Raw genomic sequence first — 14,849 nt, forward strand, 5'->3', positions numbered from 1 at the left:
CGTGCGGGCGGACTACCACCTGACCGGGTGACCAAAACCCTCAACCGACCACGCCGAGTCCCGTCGCCGCGTGAACCTCCAGCCGGACGAACTGCGCCTGCGGAACCGCCTCGACGGCGAAGTGGTCCCCGCGATGGGGATCGTCGACCGTGGTGGGCTCGAGCCAGGTGAAGCTCCGCAGCGCCCGGGCAGCGGCCTCCACGGCCTCGAACGCCTCCCACTCGGTGCCACCCACGAGCGCGGCGACCTCGACCGTGCCGCTCGGCCGCCGCCGCGGCTCGCTGACCTCGATGTCCTCCTCCGACGGGAACGTGTGCCGCCGGAGCTCGCCGGCCAGCCCGCGCACCATGTCCCGCGCATCGATCCCGTCCGCGCCGGATATTTCCGCGACGATCACGACCCGCGTGCTGGTGGCAGCGTGCGCCAGCTCCATCAGTTCACGGATCTCGTCCTCGTCGAACCCGCCCTCCGGGCCGAGCGGTTCGAGCTCTTCGACCTCGATCTCCTCCGGCTCGGTGCCGAACGGGTCCTGCCCACGCTTGACGAACATCGTCGCGAACGTGCCGTCCGGCAACTCGGCGCGGTAGACGCGGCCGAAGGGCTGCCCGCCGATCTCGGTGACCTCCAGCAGCGCCGGGTCCAGCCCGATCACCTCCAGGTGCCCGAGCGCCACCCGCCGGATCGCCTGGATCCCGCTTTCGCCGTCCCGGGATCGGGACCGGATCAGCAGCCGGGCGTCGTACGGTCCCGGCGGATCGCTGTTGGCCGGCCCGATCGAAAACCGCCACGCTCCCAGCGCCGCGATCAAGTGCTGGCAGGCCGTCACGGCATCGCCGAGGCTGGGCGCCGGGAACCACAACTGGAGCTCCGCGACCACATCGGTGTCACGGAGCTCCTCGGAGATCGTCACTCCGCGGGATCGTAGTCCAGGTTGGGGCGCAACCACTTCTCGATTTCCGGCTGCGGCAGTCCGCGTCGCCGGGCGTAGTCGGTCACCTGGTCGCGTCCGAGGCGGCCCACGGTGAAGTACCGGGACTCCGGGTGGGCGAAGATCAGCCCGCTCACGCTGGCCGCCGGGGTCATCGCGAACGACTCCGTCAACCCGAGGCCCAGGTCCGACGCCTGGAGCAGGTCGAACAGCTCCCGCTTCTGGCTGTGGTCCGGGCTCGCCGGGTAGCCGAGCGCGGGCCGGATCCCGCGGAACCGCTCGGCGTGCAGGTCCGCCAGCGACGGCTGCGCGTCCGGCTCGAACCACTCCCGCCGCGCCTCCAGGTGGATGGACTCGGCGAACGCCTCGGCCAGGCGGTCGGCCAGCGCCTTCACCATGATCGCCCGGTAGTCGTCGTTCTGGGACTCGTAGTGGCGCGCCAGCTCCTCGGCCCCGTGCACGGTCACCGCGAACCCGCCGAGGTGGTCCCCCGCAGGCGCCACGTAGTCGGCGAGGCAGCGGTTCGCGCGACCGTCCGGTTTGGACGTCTGCTGGCGCAGCATCGGGAAGCGCACCCCGTTTTCCAGCACGATGTCGTCGCCCTCGCTGTGCGCGGGCCAGAAGCCGTAGGCACCGCGGGCCTCCAGGAGCTCGTTCGCGACGATCTCGTCGAGCAGCGCGTTCGCGTCGTCGAACAGCTCGCGCGCCACCGGCTGCTCCAGGATCGCCGGGTACTTGCCCTTCAGCTCCCACGCGAGGAACAGGAACTGCCAGTCGATCATCTCGCGCAGCGCGGGCAACCCCGGCGACACCGCGCGCACCCCGGTGAACGACGGCACGGGCAGGTCGTCGAAGGACACCCGCTCCGGGTTGGCCCGCGCCTGCTCCAGCGTGAGCATCGGGCGGCGTTGCTTGCCCGCGTGCTGCTCACGCAACCGCTCCTGCTCCGCGCGGTTCGCCGTGTCCAGCGCCGCCGCGCGGTCGGGGTCGAGCAGGTCCGACACCACCCCGACGACCCGCGACGCGTCCAGCACGTGCACCGTCGTGTGGTCGTACGCCGGCGCGATCCGCACCGCCGTGTGCTGCCGGGACGTGGTCGCGCCCCCGATCAGCAGCGGGATCTTCAGCCCGCGCCGCTGCATCTCCGTCGCGACCGACACCATCTCGTCCAGCGACGGCGTGATCAGCCCGGACAGGCCGATCGCGTCGGCGTTCTCGGCGACCGCGGTGTCCAGGATCTTCGCCGCGGGCACCATCACGCCGAGGTCGATCACCTCGTAGTTGTTGCAGCCCAGCACGACGCCGACGATGTTCTTGCCGATGTCGTGCACGTCGCCCTTCACGGTGGCCAGCACGATCTTGCCCTGGCCGCGCTCGGTGCTCACCTGCCCGGACCGGCGCAGCTCCTCCTTCTCCGCCTCCATGAACGGCTCGAGGTAGGCCACCGACCGCTTCATCACGCGCGCGCTCTTGACCACCTGCGGCAGGAACATCTTGCCCGAGCCGAACAGGTCGCCGACGGTCTTCATGCCGTCCATCAGCGGACCCTCGATGACCTCCAGTGGCCGCGCGAAGTTCTGCCGCGCCTCTTCGGTGTCGTCCTCGATGTAGTCGACGATGCCGTGCACCAGCGCGTGCCGCAGCCGCTCCGCCACCGGAGCCTCGCGCCACGACAGGTCCACCACCCGCTTGCGGCCCTGGCCGCGGACCGTCTCGGCGAACTCCACCAGCCGGTCGGTGGCGTCCTCGCGCCGGTCGAACAACACGTCCTCGACCAGTTCCAGCAGGTCGGCGGGGATGTCCTCGTAGACGGTGAGCTGGCCGGCGTTCACGATGCCCATGTCCAGGCCGGCGCGCACCGCGTGGAACAGGAACGCCGAGTGCATCGCCTCGCGCACGACGTCGTTGCCGCGGAAGGAGAACGACAGGTTCGAGATGCCGCCGCTGGTGCGCGCGCCCGGGCAGCGCTGCTTGATCAGCGGCAGCGCTTCGATGAACGCCTTGGCGTAGCCGTTGTGCTCGGCGATGCCGGTGGCGACGGCCAGCACGTTGGGGTCGAAGACGATGTCCTCGGGCGGGAACCCGGCCTCGCGCGTGAGCAGGTCGTAGGCGCGGGCGCAGATCTCCACCTTGCGCTCGGTGGTGTCGGCCTGGCCCTTCTCGTCGAAGGCCATCACGACGACACCGGCGCCGTAGTCGCGGATTCGGCGGGCCTGGCGCAGGAACTGCTCCTCGCCCTCCTTGAGGCTGATCGAGTTGACCACGCCCTTGCCCTGCACGCACTTGAGCCCGGCCTCCAGCACGCTCCACCGCGAGCTGTCGACCATGATCGGGATGCGGGCCACCTCCGGCTCGGTGGCGATCAGGTTGAGGAACGTCGTCATCGCGTGCTCGGAGTCGAGCAGGTCGGCGTCCATGTTGACGTCGAGCAGGTTGGCGCCGCCGCGGACCTGGTCCAGCGCGACGTCGACGGCGGCCTGGTAGTCGCCGGACTCGATCAGCCGCCGGAACTTGGCCGAGCCGGTGACGTTGGTGCGCTCGCCGATCATCACGAACCCGGTGTCGGCGCCGATCTCGAACGGCTCCAGCCCGCTGAACCGGGTGTGGGTGCGCGGCGGCGGCACCTCGCGCGGAGCCGCGCCGGAGACCGCCTGGGCGATCTTGGCGATGTGCTCGGGGCCGGTGCCGCAGCAGCCGCCGACGATGTTGACCATGCCGCTGCCGGCGAACTCGCCCAGCATGCGGGCTGTCTCGTCCGGCGTCTGGTCGTAGCCGCCGAACGCGTTGGGCAGGCCGGCGTTGGGGTGGCAGGCGACGTAGGTGCCCGCCAGCCGGGAGAGCTGTTCGACGTGCGGGCGCATCTCCTCGGCGCCCAGCGAGCAGTTCACACCCACGACCAGCGGGCGGGCGTGCTCGATCGCGCTCCAGAACGCCTCGACGGTCTGGCCGGACAAGGTGCGCCCGGACAGGTCGACGATCGTCACCGAGATCCACAGCGGCAGGTGCGGGGCGACCTCGCGGGCCGCGGCGATGGCGGCCTTCGCGTTGAGGGTGTCGAAGATCGTCTCGATGAGCAGCAGGTCGACGCCGCCCTCGGCGAGCGCGGCGATCTGCTCGGCGTAGGCGTCGCGGACCTCGTCGAAGGTGACCGCGCGGTAAGCCGGCTCGTCGACCTTCGGCGAGAGGGACAGGGTGACGTTGAGCGGCCCGATCGAGCCGGCGACGAACCTGCCGCCTGCTTCGTCGGCGGCCTGGCGGGCCAGCTGGGCGCCGCGCACGTTCATCTCGCGGACGAGGTGCTGCAGGCCGTAGTCTGCCTGGCCGATGCTGGTCGCGGTGAACGTGTTGGTCGTGGTGATGTCCGCGCCCGCGGCGAGATACTGCCGGTGCACGTCGAGGATCAGGTCGGGGCGCGTGAGGTTGAGCAGGTCCGGGTCGCCGGTGACGTCCTGCGGATGGTCGCCGATCAGGTCGCCGCGGTAGTCGGCCGGGGTGAGGCCCGCGCCCTGCAGCATCGTGCCCCAGGCGCCGTCGAGGACGGCCACCCGGTCGCTCAGGATTTCCCGCAGAGCCTTCGTCGTGTCCACCGGCGCCCTCCCAACTGTCGGGAGGCGCCCTTGTTGCGGTTCACGGGGGCCGAGCGTGGCGGACCTGGGTCCGTTGCAGCGCCTCTCGGCCTGGCGAACACAGTACTGGACGCCCCGCGGCGGCACCAAAACCGTTCCCGCGATGTGGACGCAACCGGCCGAAGGTGAGGAGGTCGCCCAATGCCTCGCGCGGGCTCCTGTTCCTGCTCCCGACACGAACGAACAGCACGACCGGGGAGGTACGGGGCCGCGAAGCCGGGCGAGACCTTCGTCGTCTCGGCGGCCTCGGGGGTCACCGGGGCGCTCGCCAAGCAGCACGGCTGCCGGGTCGTCGGCATCACCGGCTCGCCGGAGAAGGGCGCCTGGCTGCGTGAGCTCGGGTTCGACGCGGCGGTCGACCGCACCACTGGCGACCTCGGCGAGGCCCTGCGCGAGGTGTGCCCGGACGGCATCGACGTCTACTTCGACCACGTCGGCGGAGCGGTGCTGGACGCCGCGCTGGGGAACATGGCGCTGTTCGGCCGGGTCGCCGCGTGCGGGCTGCTGAGCGTGTACGACCGCGACGAGCCGGCGCCGGGCCCGGCGCGGTTCGACCAGATCCTGATGAAGTGGCTCACCATGACCGGCTTCTTCTCCCCCGACTTCTACCACCACGGGCCGGACCTGAACCGCCGGCTGCTCCCCTGATACGAGCGGGGCGCGCTGCGGATGGTCTTCGACGTCACGCCAGGGCTGGAGAACACGCTCGATGGCTGGGCGCGGATGCTGTCCGGCGACAAGGTTGGCAAGGCGCTCGTGGCAGCCGGCCCGATCGAGAACCGACCCGGAACGTAGAACGGCGGGCCGGCTTCCCCAAGCCGGCCCGCCGTCGGAGACCGCCTGCCCAGTGGCCCCGACCGGCCGGGCATCGACCTCCCGCGGGCACCATCCCCCGACGGAACCCGCTTTCCCCGCCGTGCGGTGCCCCGAGCACCCGCACGTGCTCCTCCAGTATGCGCCCGGGAAGACCGTTCCGGGCAAGGCGGAAGTCCTCAAAGTGAGGACTTTGTGCCCATTGCCGTCCACAGTGGATCTTTCCCGCTACGCTCGGGCCATGCGCGCGTTCGTGGTCACCGCTCCCGGCGCGGGCGCCGTGGTCGAGGTCGAGCCGCCGTCCGCCGCGCCGGGCGAGGTCGTCGTCGCCGTGGCGCGGGCCGGGATCTGCGGCACGGACGCGGAGTTCTTCGACGGCAGCATGCCTTACCTCCACGACGGGCACGCCCGGCATCCCATGCGGCTGGGCCACGAGTGGTGCGGCACGGTCGTGGAATCCGGCGACGGCGTCGACCCGGCCTGGCTGGGCAGGCGGGTCACCGGTGACACGATGCTCGGCTGCCGCGCCTGCCGCCGGTGCCGCGGCGGCCGCCAGCACCTGTGCGAGACCCGCACCGAGATCGGGATTCGCGGTGGGCGGCCGGGCGCGCTGGCCGAGCGCCTCGCCGTGCCGGTGACCGCGCTGCACCCGCTGCCGGACGCGGTCGGGGCGGCCGCGGGCGCGATGGTCGAGCCGGGCGGCAACGCGCTGCGGGCGGTGCGAGGCGCGGATCCGCGGCCCGGCGACCGGGTCCTCGTCCTCGGCCCTGGCACGATCGGCCTGCTGTGCGCGATGTTCGCCCGCGCGGCCGGCGCGGAGGTGCACCTGCTGGGCGCCACCGCCGCGTCGCTGGAGTTCGCCCGCTCGCTCGGTTTCCGGAACGCCTGGTCCCCGGACCGCTTGCCGGAGCTGCCGTTCGACGCCGTGATCGACGCGTCCGGGGCGCCGGAACTGCCTGCCAGGGCGGTGGAACTGGTCGAGCCGGGCGGCCGGGTCGTTTACATCGGCCTGGCCGGGCGGCCGAGCCTGCTCGACACGCGCCTGCTGGCGTTGAAGGACGTCACCGCGGTCGGCGTGCTCTCGGCCTCCCCCGGCCTGGCCGGCACGATCGAGCAGTACGCGAGCGGCGCGGTCGACCCGGTGCCGCTGGTCGCCGCCACCGTCGGCCTCGGCGAGGTGGCCGCGGTGCTCGCCGGTGACCGGCCCGCCGGCGGGGCGCCGAAGATCCACGTCGACCCCCGCCGCTGACCTCAGGCGTGCGCGCCGACCGTCACCGGGCCGATCGTCAGCCGCGGCTCCCGGCCGAGGACCTCCCCCAGCCGGGCCACCTGTTCGTCCAGCTCGCGCCGGTGCGCGGCGCTCAGCGTCGTGAACGGTTCGACGGTGAGGTGGACCGCCCGGCCGGAGCGGCGCTGGTGCCACAGCCCGCCGGCCACGCCGTCGACGAGCAGCACCGGGAAGTTGCCGGCCTGCCCGCGGGCGAGGCACCGGTGCGCGGCCACGCCGGGGAAGAGCAGTTCCCGCGGGAAGCTGCCAACGACGTGGGCGTCGAACAGCGGCAGCAGCCGCAGCGCGGGCGGTGTCCGCCTACCCGGCAGCGTGTCGTCGGCGTTCAGCCACATGCGCTCGCCGTCGAGATCGACCGGACGCAGGGCGCTGCGGGCGAACAACGCCGACGCCCACTCCACCGGAGCGGACAGCCAGCGCGCGAAGTGCTGGGGCGTGGCCGGCCCGTAGGCGTGCAGGTACCGGGCGAGCACGCCGGTCAGCGCGGTTTCGGTCTCCGCGGGCCGGAACCCGGGCAGCCACCGGCGCGGGCTGGTGTAGGTGACCTGCCGCCCGCGGTCGCGGCCGAAGCACAGCGCGCCGCGGTGCGCCGCCGTCGCCAATGCCTGGCGCCAGCGCGGCCAGAACCCCTGAAACGCCGGCATGACGAGGTCTCCCGCCCACGAACCGACACGGTCGACGAGCGCCTCGGTGAGTTCGTCGGCGGTCAGTTCGGCGCCGGCGAGCGCGTCCGCGACGGCCTCGACGATCCGGTCGGTCTGCTCGTCGGTGAGCCGCACCGCGGACGGCATGGTCGAACGTTGTGGGACCGCGGGAAGCGCACCGGTCCACAACGCCAGGTCGTCGGCAGGCAGCAGGTGCACAGTGCCGCGTGGGCCGAAGGTGCGGATCAGCGTGTGGTCGGCCACCGCATCGCGGACGTCGTCCGTGGTGCCGCCGGTGCGCAGGGCGACCGACATCTCCGCGGCGGTGCGGACCTGGGCGTGCGCGCCGCACATCGCGGCGACGACGTCCGCCGGGCTCGCCCCGGGGCGGGACAGGAAGTGCCGGTCGAGCCGGCGGGCTTGGACGGCGGTCCACGAAACACGGTCGGTCATGATCGGAACGCTAGGCCGCAAAGCGGTCAGAATCCGTCCTCGATGGCGTCGACCAGGCCCCAGTCGAGCGCAGTCACGGCGATCAGGGGCCGCCCGGACAACGCGGGCCACAGCGTGCGCCACCGGCCGATCCGGCGCGGCACGCTCACCGTGCCGCCCGCGCCGGGGATCAGGCCCATTGCGACCTCCGGCAGCCGGAACACGGTGTTCGGATGCGCCACCACGCGGCCCGCGAACGCCGCCAGCTCGATGCCCGCGCCGACGCACGCCCCATGCACGCGCACCTCCGCGCGCCCGGCGATCGCGTGCAGCGCCCGCGCGGCACCGGCCCTGGTGCGGACGAAGTGTGCGGTGACCAGGTCCGGGGTGGTGCCGAACTCGTCGAGGTCGCCGCCCGAGCAGAACGCCGGACCGGCCCCGTCGAGCACCACCCGGCAGTCCTCCGCCGCGGCGGCCCGCAGGGCGTCGGTGAGCGCGTCCCGAAGCTCGCGGCCGTACGCGTTGCGACGGTCGGGCCGGTTGAGCGTCACGCGGAGCATGTCGCCGTCGCGAGCCAGGAGCACCGGCGGTTCGGTCGCGGGCGGGGGCAGCGGCCGGTTCCCGCGATCGCCCAGCCACCGCGCGAACTCCGGCCCGCCGAGCAGCGTCGAGTAGGCGAACGACTCGACGTCCAGCGCCGCGCCGACGTCCAGGCGGCCGCTCGCCCGCAGCACCTGGCTCAGCACCAGCGCGGCCTGCGGGTTCGCCTCGGCCGCCTGCCGCAGCACCTCGGCGTCGCCCGCCGGGTCGTCGCTCGCCGCGAACTGGGGGCCGCTGCCGCAGCCGGCGGCCGCGAACGTCAGGTCGAGGGCGTCGGCCAGCGCCCAGCGCTCGTCGTCGACCGCACGGCAGGCGACCCCGACCAGGATCCGTTCGGACGTCCGGGCCGCCCGCGCGGCGGCTTCGACGACGTCGGCGGGCACGGGCTCGTCGAGGTCGACCACGACCAGCGGCCGCCGCACCTGACCGGCGTCGTCCAGGAGCGGGTCATGCGCGGCGCCGTCGGCGAGCGCGGCGATCTCCACGGTCATGCCGAGCGGGCCTTCCGGCGTGCCCGGGCCGCGGGCCGCTTGCGCACGCCGACGGTCATCAGCGCGATGTCGACGTAGCGCTCGGCCAGCTCGTCCGGCGACAGCGGGCCGCCGTCCGGGTGGTACCAGCGGCCGATGGACTGGAGCATGCCCAGCAGCGCCCGCGCGGTCTCAGCGGGCCGCTTCGCGACGAACAGCCCCTCGGCCACCCCGTCGGAGACGATCCGCGTGACGAGGACCTCGATCTCCTTGCGCCGCGCGGCGTACCGCTTGCGGTTGGCCGGGGACAGGTGCCGCAGCTCGAAGTCCAGCGCGGCGAGCCGGGTGCGGTGCGCCATGTGCAGCACGATCGCCTCGACGGCGTTGACCAGCTGCAGGTCCGGCCGCTCGCCTGCTTCCTCGACGGCCTGCCGCACCCGCCAGTCGAGGTCGCTCGTGGCCTCCTCGACGAGCGCGGTGAACACGCCCTCCTTGTTCTCGTGGTGGTAGTACAGCGCGGGCACCGTCTGGCCGACCCGCCGCGCGATGTCCCGCACGGGGGTGCCGTGGAAGCCCTGCTCGTAGAAGGCTTCCAGGGCGGCCGCCAGGATCGGGGTCAGTTCGAGCGGTCCGTACTCCCGCCACGCGCCCGCGGGTCGCGTCATGTCCAGCCCATCGAAGAAGTCACCGGAAAACGATAACGGGACGCGGCGGCGGGCCGGGGCGCCGCCGCCGCGTGCCGGGTCAGCGCGGGGCCATGCGGATGGCGCCGTCGAGCCGGATGGTCTCGCCGTTGAGCATCGGGTTCTCCACGATGTGCCGGGCCAGCGCCGCGAACTCGGTCGGATCGCCCAGCCGCGAGGGGTGCGGGACCTGCGCGCCCAGGGAGGCGATCGCCTCCTCCGGCAGGGTCGCGAACAGCGGCGTGTGGAACAGGCCGGGCGCGATCGTCACCACCCGGATCTGCAGGCTCGCCAGATCCCGCGCGATCGGCAGCGTCATCCCGACGATGCCGCCCTTGGACGCCGAGTAGGCGGCCTGCCCGATCTGCCCGTCGAAGGCGGCCACGGACGCGGTGTTGATGATGACGCCGCGCTCCTCACCCACCGGCTCGGTCTTGGCGATGCGTTCCGCGGCCAGCCGGATCACGTTGAACGTGCCGACCAGGTTGACGTTGATGACCTTGGCGAACCCGTCCAGCGGGAAGGGACCCTGCTTGCCCACGGTCTTGTGCGCGTTGCCGATGCCCGCGCAGTTCACCGCGATCCGCAACGTGCCCAGCGCCTCCGCCGCGTCCAGCGCCGCGGACACCTGGGCCTCGTCGGTCACGTCGGCCGCGGCGAACACCACCCCGTCGCCCAGTTCCTTGGCCACCGCCTCACCCTGCGACGAGGGCAGATCCACGATGACGACCTTCGCGCCCTTGCCGTGCAGCTCCCTGACCGTCGCCAGCCCGAGCCCCGACGCGCCACCGGTCACCAGCGCGACCGCGTTGCCGACCTCCATGTCGCAACACCCCTTCCGTTCGCCCGTTCCGGCCGCAGCCGGAACCTTGCTTAGCGCACGTTAAGGGAGATCGACCGCGTGGGGAAGGGCCGCGGGGCGGATGTCTCAGCCGCGGGACTCGACGGCGAGCGCGATCAGGTCCGGCATCCAGTCCGCGCTCGCGCCGAGCAACGCCTGCGCCTCGGCGACCGCGGCGAGGCGGACCTCCACCACCTGCTCGCCGTCGTCGGGATTGCCCGGCTCGCCGACGATCTCCACCTCGGCCGCGCACCACAGCCACGCCTTCTCCGGGTGCGGCTGGTGCGGACGGTAGGGCTCGGGCCGGTCGCTGACGCAGTGGTGCGCGCCGATCCACCGCAGCTCGCCGGCCAGCCGGGCGCCGGCCTCCTCGGCCAGTTCGCGGGCGACGCACTCGCCGATGCTCTCCCCCGCCTCCCGCGTGCCGCCCGGCAGGAACCAGCCGTACCGCTCGTCCCGGCACACGACGATCCGGTCGCCGACGAAACCGGCCACGTGAACGTTGGTGACCAGCTCGTCGGCAGGCGCCGAGGTGGAGAACACGGCGTCGAGACCGCCCCACTCCCAGCGTTGCGGCGCGAACAGCAGCGGGCGGTCGATCTTCATGGACCGGATCGTACTGGCCGGCCGCGGTCGGTCAGGCCAGGTTCTGCCCGGCCAACTGGCTGCGGATGCGCCGCCAGGCCAGCGCGTAGGGCTCGGCCGGATCACCCGGCCGGACGATGCCGTTCGCGACGTCGGAGCGGGAGCGCGCGAGCTCCTGCTCGGCGAGCGAACGCGGTACGTGGAGAACTTCGACGATCTGCCAGAAGAGCTCGCCCGGCCCGGCTTCGGTCCCGTCCGCCATGCTCGCAGAATGGCGGCTCCCGCCTGCCTCCGCCACCGCAACGCCGGATTCCACGCGATCGGAGCCCGGCCGGGTCACGAGACGGTCTCCTCCACGACCCCCTCGGCCGCCGACGTCACCTCGTCGGCCTGCAGTTCGGACCAGTCGAGCCCGATCGCGGCGACCACGTCGTCGAAAATGGGTGTCCGGTCGCTCATCGCGCGCCCGGAACAGGCTTGGCACACATACGTTCCCCTCCAGCGTCGTGCACAGCCACGGCGAGGTCGGAAATTAACACGCGGCCAGCAGCGGCCGCCACGCGGAATCCCATGAACGGGGGACACCTTTCCGGGGATCGGGACGGAGTTTGCCGTTGGCCCGCAGGGGGAAGCCCGGCCGCGTGGACCATGCGCAGGCGCCGGTGATCGAAGCCATCCAGCGGTACCGCGAACGCGGTCACCTGGGATTCATCCCGCCCGGGCACAAACAGGGGCGCGGCGTCGACCCTCGGCTGGCCGAAGTCGTGGGCCGGGACGCGTTCGCCTCGGACATCATCCTCATGAACGGCCTCGACGACCGCCGCATGTCCCAGGGCGTGCTGGCCAAGGCCGAGGAGCTGATGGCCGACGCCGTGGACGCCGAGGAGGCGTACTTCTCCACCTGCGGCAGCTCCCTGTCGGTGAAGAGCGCGATGCTCGCCGTCGCCGGACCGGGCGACGAGCTGCTGGTGTCCCGCAACGCGCACAAGTCCGTGGTGGCCGGGCTGATCATCAGCGGCGTGCGGCCGGTGTGGGTGCACCCGCGGTGGGACGGGCGGTTCCACCTCGCGCACCCGCCGGGGCCGGAGGACGTCCGGGACGCGTTCGCCGCGCACCCCGGTGCCAAGGGGATGCTGCTGATCACGCCGACCGACTACGGCGGGTGCGCCGCGATCCGGGAGACCGCGCGGGTGTGCCACGACCACGACGTGCCGCTCATCGTGGACGAGGCGTGGGGCGCGCACTTCCCGTTCCACCCGGACCTGCCGTCGTGGGCGATGGACGCCGGCGCCGACATGTGCGTCACCAGCGTGCACAAGATGGGCTGCGGCCTGGAGCAGGGCTCGGTGTTCCACCTGCGGGGCGGCCGGATCGACCCGCAGGCGCTGGCGTCGCGGGCGGACCTGCTCGGCACGACGAGCCCGAGCGCGCTGATCTTCGCCGGGCTCGACGGCTGGCGGCGGCAGATGGTGCAGCACGGCGAGGAACTGCTGGGACGCGCGCTCGAACTGGCCGCGTCGGTGCGCGCGGAACTGGCCGCGATCCCCGGGATCCGCGTGATGGAGCGGGACGACCTGGTCGGGCCGCGGCTGGCCGACGACCACGATCCGCTCAAGATCGTGCTGGACCTCGCGGAGCTGGACCGGTCCGGCTACGACGCGAGCGAATGGCTGCGCGAGCACCACCGGCTCGACGTGGGACTGTCCGACCACCGGCGGATGGCCGCGCAGATCACGATCGCCGACGACGAGGAGACCACCGGGCGGCTGCTCACCGCGATCCGCGACCTGGCCGACCGCGCCGGCGAAATCCGTCCCGCCAAACCGGTCGACCTGCCCGAGCCCGGCGAACTGGAGCTGGAGCAGGCGATGCTGCCGCGCGACGCGTTCTTCGGTCCCATTGAGGACGTGCCGCCGGAGGAGGCGATCGGGCGCGTGTGCGCGGAGGTGATCAGCCCGTACCCGCCGGGGGTGCCCGCGGTGGCGCCGGGCGAGGTGATCACCCGGCCCGTGGTGGACTACCTGCTGAGCGGCCTCGACGCGGGCATGTACCTGCCCGACCCGGCGGACCCGCAGCTGAAGACGTTCCGCGTCGTGCAACGCTGACGGCGCTCAACAGAAACCGGCGTCGTGCGCCATGAGCGCGATCTGCGTCCGGTTGCCGGCGTCCAATTTGGACAGGATCCGGGTGATGTGCGCTTTCACCGTGGCCACGCTGAGGAACAGCTCCGCGGCGATCTCGGCGTTCGTCAGGCCACGGCCGACACCGAGGGCGACTTCGTGCTCGCGCGGGCTGAGCGCGGCGAAGGCGGCGCGGGCGCGTTCGTAGGATCCGGCTTCGACCGCGGCCCGGTCCATGAGCCGTCGCGTGATGCGCGGGGACAGGATCGGATCGCCCGCGGCGACCCGGCGCACGGCGTCGGCGATCTCCACGGGCGGCGCGTCCTTGAGCAGGAACCCGCTCGCCCCGGCGCGGAGCGCGCGCAGCACGTTCTCGTCGGTGTCGAATGTGGTCAGCACGACCACCTCGGGCGGGTTCGGCCGCGCGCGCGTCCGGTGCGTGGCGAGGATCCCGTTCAGGCGCGGCATCCGGATGTCCATCAGCACGACGTCGGCGGGGTGCGCGTCGAGCGCGGCGGGCACCTCGTCCCCGTCGCCGGCCTGCCCTACCACGGCGATGCCCGGCGCGCCGTCGAGCATCATCGTCAGACCGGACCGCACCAGGGCGTCGTCGTCCACGATCAGCACGCGGGTCACGCCGGCCACGGCAACTCCGCCGCCAACCGGAACTCCCCCGCCACCGCGCCGTGATCCAGCCGCCCGCCGGCCAGCCGCACGCGCTCGGTGAGCCCCACCAGCCCGACCCCACCGCCCGGGCCCGGAGCGGCGCCGGACACCGGGTTGGACACCACGATGCGCAGCCGGGCGCCGGGCGCGCCGCCCAGTTCCACGCGGACCGGGCTGCCGGGGGCGTGCTTGCGGGCGTTGGTCAGCGCCTCCTGCAACACGCGGTAGGCCGTGCGGCCGGTGGCGCCGGGCACCGCGGCCGCGTCGAGCGTGTCCCGCACCTCGACCGGCGTGCCGACCGCGCGCGACTCCTCGACCAGCTCGGACAGCCCGGCCAGCGTCGGCAGCGGCCCGTCCGGGTCCTCGTCGGTGTCCCGCAGCAGCGCGATCACGTCCCGCAACTCGTTCAGCGCCTGGTGCACCGTGGCCCGGATGACGCCGGCCGCCTGCGCGATCCGCTCCGGCGAGCTGTCCGGCCGGTACTCCAGCGCCCCGGCGTAGGTCGCCAGCAGCGACAGCCGGTGCGCGAGCACGTCGTGCATCTCCCGGGCGATGCGGGTGCGCTCGGCCGCGCGGGCCTCGGCGATCCGTCGGCCCTGCTCGGCCTCGGCGCGACGGGCGCGTTCGGTGAGCGACAGGATGAGCTGGCGGCGGGCTTCGGCGAGCGCGCCGCCGCCGACGAGCGCGGCGTGCCCGAGGACCACCAGCACGACCCACCACTCGTAGGGCAGGCCGGGCGTCGGCCGCCACAGTCCGCGCACGAGGTGGCCGGCGACCCCGGCCGCGGCGACCCCCACCGCCACGGCCAGCGGACCGCGCCGCGCGATCTGCACGACACCGACGCTCGCCGGCGGCGTCGCGGTCGGGACGAACGCGGTCAGCACCATGAGCACCACCGCGGACGGCACCGGCCACCGGAACAGCAACGGCACCAGCGCGCAGCCGAGGACGCCGACCACGAGATCCGCGACGAGCGGCGCGCCCCGGACACCCGAGACGATCTCCCCCGCCGCGGTCGCCGCGAACCCCGCCGAGGCGGCGATGGTCAGCGCCGTCCTCCCCCGCTCGCAGAGCAACTCCCCGTGCACGTGGAGGAGCGTACGGGTGCGAGAGCCGTGACGACCAGCGACCAAAGTCGACATCGGTGCCCACC

The 14,849-nt window shown here is 73.1% G+C and carries 15 protein-coding genes and 1 riboswitch; of the genes, 4 read left to right on the forward strand and 11 right to left on the reverse strand.

Annotation, left to right across the window (positions count from 1 at the left end; all coding sequences use genetic code 11):
- Positions 1–40 precede the first annotated feature (40 nt).
- Together ACCP09_RS15415 and metH are read right to left on the reverse strand one after the other, a co-directional pair.
- Complete coding sequence (locus tag ACCP09_RS15415) at positions 41–910, reverse strand: hypothetical protein (RefSeq protein WP_433747215.1); 870 nt, start codon at positions 908–910, stop codon at positions 41–43.
- Complete coding sequence (metH, locus tag ACCP09_RS15420) at positions 907–4,515, reverse strand: methionine synthase (protein WP_433747218.1); 3,609 nt, start codon at positions 4,513–4,515, stop codon at positions 907–909. Before metH ends, ACCP09_RS15415 begins: the two co-directional genes overlap by 4 nt.
- Before the next feature lie 15 nt (positions 4,516–4,530).
- Positions 4,531–4,608, reverse strand: a riboswitch (S-adenosyl-L-homocysteine riboswitch).
- Positions 4,609–4,695: 87 nt separating this feature from the next.
- Here metH and ACCP09_RS15425 point away from each other — a divergent pair.
- The 3 genes from ACCP09_RS15425 to ACCP09_RS15435 all read left to right on the forward strand — a co-directional run bounded on the left by ACCP09_RS15425 (position 4,696) and on the right by ACCP09_RS15435 (position 6,616).
- A complete protein-coding gene (locus tag ACCP09_RS15425) occupies positions 4,696–5,202 on the forward strand; it encodes a zinc-binding dehydrogenase (protein WP_433747221.1) in 507 nt (168 codons plus the stop codon).
- 21 nt (positions 5,203–5,223) lie between these two features.
- Positions 5,224–5,349 carry a hypothetical protein gene (locus ACCP09_RS15430; RefSeq protein WP_433747224.1) on the forward strand — a complete coding sequence of 42 codons (126 nt, stop codon included), beginning with the start codon at positions 5,224–5,226 and terminating at the stop codon, positions 5,347–5,349.
- Positions 5,350–5,608: 259 nt separating this feature from the next.
- Positions 5,609–6,616, forward strand: a complete 1,008-nt coding sequence (locus tag ACCP09_RS15435) for a zinc-dependent alcohol dehydrogenase (RefSeq protein WP_433747228.1) — start codon at positions 5,609–5,611, stop codon at positions 6,614–6,616.
- A gap of 2 nt (positions 6,617–6,618) precedes the next feature.
- On the opposite strand, the gene ACCP09_RS15440 is transcribed toward ACCP09_RS15435, so the two are convergent.
- The 7 genes from ACCP09_RS15440 to ACCP09_RS15470 all read right to left on the reverse strand — a co-directional run bounded on the left by ACCP09_RS15440 (position 6,619) and on the right by ACCP09_RS15470 (position 11,369).
- Entirely contained in the window at positions 6,619–7,752 is a 1,134-nt protein-coding gene (locus ACCP09_RS15440; RefSeq protein ID WP_431909087.1) for a winged helix DNA-binding domain-containing protein, read from the reverse strand.
- Positions 7,753–7,778: 26 nt separating this feature from the next.
- Positions 7,779–8,822, reverse strand: coding sequence for an enoyl-CoA hydratase/isomerase family protein (locus ACCP09_RS15445; RefSeq protein WP_433747231.1), 1,044 nt, complete (start codon positions 8,820–8,822; stop codon positions 7,779–7,781).
- Positions 8,819–9,466 (reverse strand): TetR/AcrR family transcriptional regulator, encoded by a 648-nt coding sequence (locus tag ACCP09_RS15450; protein WP_123682526.1) that lies wholly within the window; start codon positions 9,464–9,466, stop codon positions 8,819–8,821. The genes ACCP09_RS15445 and ACCP09_RS15450 overlap by 4 nt, the downstream gene beginning before the upstream one ends.
- A gap of 79 nt (positions 9,467–9,545) precedes the next feature.
- Entirely contained in the window at positions 9,546–10,307 is a 762-nt protein-coding gene (locus tag ACCP09_RS15455; protein ID WP_433747233.1) for a 3-hydroxyacyl-CoA dehydrogenase, read from the reverse strand.
- Between the two features lie 105 nt (positions 10,308–10,412).
- Positions 10,413–10,931: an NUDIX domain-containing protein gene (locus ACCP09_RS15460; RefSeq protein WP_027930543.1), complete on the reverse strand. Its 519-nt coding sequence runs from the start codon at positions 10,929–10,931 to the stop codon at positions 10,413–10,415.
- 31 nt (positions 10,932–10,962) lie between these two features.
- Positions 10,963–11,172 (reverse strand): hypothetical protein, encoded by a 210-nt coding sequence (locus ACCP09_RS15465; protein WP_123682529.1) that lies wholly within the window; start codon positions 11,170–11,172, stop codon positions 10,963–10,965.
- A 74-nt stretch (positions 11,173–11,246) separates the two neighbouring features.
- Complete coding sequence (locus ACCP09_RS15470) at positions 11,247–11,369, reverse strand: hypothetical protein (protein WP_267283890.1); 123 nt, start codon at positions 11,367–11,369, stop codon at positions 11,247–11,249.
- Positions 11,370–11,551: 182 nt separating this feature from the next.
- Here ACCP09_RS15470 and ACCP09_RS15475 point away from each other — a divergent pair, with 182 nt between their 5' ends.
- Positions 11,552–13,015, forward strand: a complete 1,464-nt coding sequence (locus ACCP09_RS15475; RefSeq protein WP_433747238.1) for an aminotransferase class I/II-fold pyridoxal phosphate-dependent enzyme — start codon at positions 11,552–11,554, stop codon at positions 13,013–13,015.
- Between the two features lie 6 nt (positions 13,016–13,021).
- Here ACCP09_RS15475 and ACCP09_RS15480 read toward each other — a convergent pair whose 3' ends face one another.
- Positions 13,022–13,675 (reverse strand): response regulator transcription factor, encoded by a 654-nt coding sequence (locus ACCP09_RS15480; RefSeq protein WP_433747241.1) that lies wholly within the window; start codon positions 13,673–13,675, stop codon positions 13,022–13,024.
- Positions 13,663–14,784 (reverse strand): sensor histidine kinase, encoded by a 1,122-nt coding sequence (locus tag ACCP09_RS15485; protein WP_027930547.1) that lies wholly within the window; start codon positions 14,782–14,784, stop codon positions 13,663–13,665. Before ACCP09_RS15485 ends, ACCP09_RS15480 begins: the two co-directional genes overlap by 13 nt.
- Positions 14,785–14,849: the final 65 nt, after the last annotated feature.

It is taken from the genome of Amycolatopsis sp. 3B14, assembly GCF_050958625.1.
In the GTDB taxonomy this organism is placed as follows: Bacteria; Actinomycetota; Actinomycetes; order Mycobacteriales; family Pseudonocardiaceae; genus Amycolatopsis_E; species Amycolatopsis_E thermoflava.